General features: G+C 50.6%; 4 protein-coding genes and 1 pseudogene. All 5 read right to left on the reverse strand.

Annotated features, from left to right (window positions below; translation table 11 throughout):
* A partial coding sequence (locus RTW80_RS22560) for a YtcA family lipoprotein (protein ID WP_312720271.1) occupies positions 1-260 on the reverse strand: 260 nt, incomplete at its 3' end.
* Positions 261-468: 208 nt separating this feature from the next.
* Positions 469-2,455, reverse strand: a pseudogene (yjcS, locus tag RTW80_RS22565) (alkyl sulfatase YjcS).
* A gap of 272 nt (positions 2,456-2,727) precedes the next feature.
* On the reverse strand, positions 2,728-3,657 hold the full coding sequence (alsK, locus tag RTW80_RS22570) for an allose kinase (protein WP_001171687.1): 930 nt from the start codon (positions 3,655-3,657) through the stop codon (positions 2,728-2,730).
* On the reverse strand, positions 3,641-4,336 hold the full coding sequence (gene alsE, locus RTW80_RS22575; protein ID WP_001311314.1) for a D-allulose-6-phosphate 3-epimerase: 696 nt from the start codon (positions 4,334-4,336) through the stop codon (positions 3,641-3,643). The genes alsK and alsE overlap by 17 nt, the downstream gene beginning before the upstream one ends.
* Positions 4,337-4,346: 10 nt before the next feature.
* A partial coding sequence (locus RTW80_RS22580; RefSeq protein ID WP_409415307.1) for an ABC transporter permease subunit occupies positions 4,347-4,585 on the reverse strand: 239 nt, incomplete at its 5' end.

Consider the following 4,585-nt stretch of genomic DNA (forward strand, 5'->3'; position numbering starts at 1 on the left):
CAGAACAGCATGGCGTAGAGAGCAAAAAGGGCGGTATAAATAATTCCGACAAATGCCAGATTGATATTTGCCCGCTGAATAACTCGCCTCGTGATGAGCGTCAAAATAAGGCTGGCAATGGCGCAGAAAAACCAGCTGGGATAATAAGCGCCGATCACCGGGATTGCCGGAGATAATGAGCATCCCGAAACCATGAAGACGGGAATTATCCAGGCTGTTTTTTTGAGTTGCATCGCCATGCGAGAGAGAACTGTTGGCATATTAAATACATCCTGTCTGCTGCGAACAATATCTGTAGTGAATATCAATATCCATTGAAGGCGTCAGTATGGCTATTTTCTTGATGAATAAAAATAGCTTTATTCAGCCACCGCATTCATAACTTATATATTTTATTTATTAATTGGCTGTATATATTTTTAAAATAAATACTTTTGGGGGCTTCAGCGCCCCCAAAAGCGAGTGACATTAATTTGGGGTTACGATATTCACCCACAAATCGAAATTATCCAGACAGGCGATAATTTCTTCCAGTTTCGCGCCATTGCCAATAATTTTGGCTTTCTTCGCTTTTACCAGATCCGCCATTTTGGCTTGTCCGGTCAGCACGGCGTGCAGATCTTCACGGCTGATGTAGAAAGAGGCGTCGGCTTGCGGTTGCAGCGTTTTCCGGTAGTTAAGCACGCTATCGTTCAGCGTCAGGTTGAGGTTATCGCCGTTGCTCATATTGAAGTTCAGGCTGATATTTTTACCCGCAGCTTTCGCGCTATCGAGGCGAACGGCCATAAAGTCGAACAGCATTTCGACCGACATCCCGCGAATGGTGTCCGGGGAACCGGTGGTGCCGTGGCTGAACTTATGCACCCCTTCGCGCAGCTCTTTCGCGCCGGTCAGGTAGAAACCGCGCCATGTGGCGGACTCGGCCTGATAGCCCAGCTGTTCAAAGTTATTCGCTTGCAGATTCTTCGCGACCTGGTCACCCGGGTTGGCGGCAATCACCTGTTTCAGCAGTTCTGCCGACCAGCGGTAATCACCTTGCTTGTTCGCTTCTTGCGCCAGGTTGATGACACGGGCAGAACCGCCCAGCGCCTGCACGTAACGTTTACCCATCTCCACCTGACCATACGGATGCAGGTTAGCCGGGTTACCGTCGTAATAGCCAAGATAGAAGTTATACACCGCGCGGGCGTTGTGGCTGACAGAACCGTAATAGCCGCGGCTGGCCCAGTTATTGGCAAGTGCAGGCGGCAGCTTAATCATGTCGCCGATTTCATTCATGGTGTAGCCCTGGTTCGCCAGGTGCAGGGTCTGGTCGTGAATGTACTTGATGGTATCGCGGTATTTACCAATATAATCATTGATATGCTTGATTGCCCCAGACCGGCCAGGTGTGCGGCATAAACAGCACTTCCGCGTCGTTACCCCACATATCCAGCGTTTCGTTCAGATACTCGGTCCACTTGCTGGTGTCGCGGGTTTTCGCGCCGCGCAGAGTGTAGAAGTTGTGCAGGGTATGCGTGGCGTTCTCGGCGGTACACAGGGCTTTCAGGGCCGGAATATAGAAGTGCATTTCGGCTGGCGCTTCGCTACCTGGGGTCATCAGGAAGTCAAACTCCAGGCCGTCGATAATCATCTTCTCGCCAGTTCTGACGATAGTTTTCGTCGGTGCAATAATGCTCGGGTCGCCCGTTGCCAGCGTCACGCCAAGGCCATTACCCACATTGCCTTGCGCGTTGTGCGGCAGTAACAGACCGTAAGAGTAGAGCGCACGGCGGCTCATGATGTTACCCGCCAGCACGTTTTCGCTGATGGCTTCGTCCATAAAGCCTGCAGGGGCAATCACCTGAACTTTGCCGGATTTAACATCGGCTTCAGAGATAATGCCTTTCACGCCACCATAGTGGTCGGTGTGGCTGTGAGTGTAGATAACGGCAACAATCGGTTTTTGCGGACGATGCTGGAAGTAAAGGTCAAGTGCGGCTTTTGCGGCAGGCGGCGTCACCAGCGGGTCGATAACAATAATGCCTTTCTCGCCCTCAACGAACGTAATGTTAGAGATATCCTGGCCGCGCACCTGATACATTTTATCGGTGACTTTGAACAGGCCAGAAATACCGTTGATTTGCGACTGACGCCACAGGCTGGGGTTTACGGTTTCCGGCGCTGCGGCATTAATATCAAATTTGTAATCGTCCGCGCGGTAGTAAACTTTACCGTTCGCATCACGCAGAATACCTTCATCCAGCAGCGGGGCGATAAATCCACGCTGGGCATCGTCAAAATCCTGACGATCGCTAAACGGTAATGATTTGGCGTAATTCTGATTAACCTGTTGGGTATATTGAGTGGCGGCTTTCGCTTCCTCTTTCGCGTTAGCGGTATTTACCATCATGCCGCTGGCGGCAGTTAACGCAATAACAATCCTGCTCAAACGGAATAACCGAGAGTTATTCATATAAATCTCCATTTATCATTTATGTCGTAAATATGTAATCCATGCAAAATACGTCATTTAAAGCTGGCGTTATCATAATTGGGAAATTGCGACTTTAATAAGTGGAAGTGTGAGCGGAACGCGCCATTTTATTAGGCATTTGTGCTGAAGAGGGAAAATTACAGTAAAACTATCATTGCAGAAAATAATATGAGTCGTTTTATGTGTTTATTATATATATTGTACCTGTCGTTGGCACAGCGGGACATTGCGCTACTGTGCCAACGTTTTACTCATGGGGCTTTAGCACAGAACTGTGGCAAAAAACGTTGATGCGCCAATATTGCTGCACCCTGAGCGCCATTAAAGTCAGAAGATGAGGCGGCAATAAAGCGCACGACCTGATGCGGCAGTGGACGGCGCAGGTACTTTTGGGTCATGGCAACGAGAGTCTCGCGTGGGAAGGCGGGCATATCCATCACGCCACCGCCCAGGATCACCGCATCGGGATCGAACAGATTAATGCTGGTGGCAATGGCCCGTGCCGCGTTTTCAAGCAGACTCTGGACGAAAGGGGCGTTTTCCGCATGGACGAAAAGATCGCGCAATGGGTAATTTCGGGGCTGTTGTTCGTACCAGCGTCTTAGCGCCATTCCAGAGCAATTGGTTTCCAGGCACCCAGGATTGCCACACGCGCAGTGTTGGGTCATATCTCCCAGGGGGATATGACCCAGTTCGCCTGCCACACCGTGTGCACCCGTCCACGGCGCACCGTTCATCCACACTGCGAACCCCATCCCCGTACCGAGATAGGCCGCCAGAACCAGTTGTTGCGTAAGGCGGTTTTCTACTACGTCCCAGGAGAGTTGCAGGTTAACGTCGCGGGAAAACTCAACCGGACAATTCAGCGTATTTTCGAGCTTATCGGCGAGATCATATAAATCCGCCGCTGTTAACGGCAGGTTAGGCGTAGAAATAATGGTGCGTTTATCTTTACTGACCAGCGCCGGAAATCCCATCACCAGACCATGACAGCGAGCGTTAAAGCGCCTGAGTTGCTCGTCAATCATTTCGCCGATACCCGACACCAGGCCGGGAGCAATGACTTCTGCGGTCCGCTTTTTTTCGCAGTGTAGCGTTTCACCTTCTGCTGTCCGCAGACAAAAGCGGATATGCGTTGCCCCCATATCCACGCCCGCTACGACGTTATGCTGTTTTTGCATGAGGCTGTACCTCGCTTTTTGCAGCCAGAATCTGCGCGGTCATAATTCTCCATGCTTCGTCGATATTTTCCGCATGATTAAACAGGCCGGAAGTGCCGACGATAAAGACATCCGCCCCTGCCGCCATCAGTTTTTCGTAAGTTGCCTGGTTGCAGGAACCGTCCACCTCAATTTCGTACTCCAGACCTTCTCGTTCACGCCATGCCTTCAGTTCGGCAAGTTTATCCAGCATTTCAGGAATGAACGGTTGTCCGGCAAAGCCGGGATCGACAGTCATGACCGTAATTTTATCGGCCTTATGGATATAGTATTTCATGGCCTCAACTGGCGTCTCCGGGTTAAGGATCAGCCCCACTTTCATGTCATGACGGCGGATTTCATCAATCAGGCGGAACGCCTGGCCGTTGATGGTTTCCGGATGCAGAGTGATGAAATCTGCTCCCGCACGCGCCAGTTGAGCAATGTAATCCTGCGGCCGCGTCACCATCAGATGACAGTCGAGCGGTTTAGTTGCCAGTTTTTTAACCTGACTTACGAAGAACGGTGAGAGTGTCAGATTGGGGACAAAGTGACCGTCCATGATATCGATGTGGAAGTAATCGGCATGGCTGTCGATAAATTCGATCTGTTCTTTAAATTTCAGCAGATCCATACACATTAACGAGGGGGAGATTTTCATGTTCAATTCCTTACTTACTGATAAGACGGTCAAGGGCGACAGCCGCGATAATTAATCCGCCCATCACCACCAGTTGGTAATAGGTTTGTACCTGCAAAATATTCAGACCGTTGTTGATGGTGCCGATGATCAACCCGCCAATCACCACAGAGAAAATGCGCCCCTTGCCGCCGAAGAAACTGGTGCCGCCAATGATGGCGCTGGCAATGGCATAGGTTTCAAAACCCATACCGGCAAGCGGTTCTGCGG

Origin of the sequence: Escherichia sp. AM3 (assembly GCF_032029835.1) — a bacterium.
Lineage (GTDB): Bacteria > Pseudomonadota > Gammaproteobacteria > Enterobacterales > Enterobacteriaceae > Escherichia > Escherichia coli.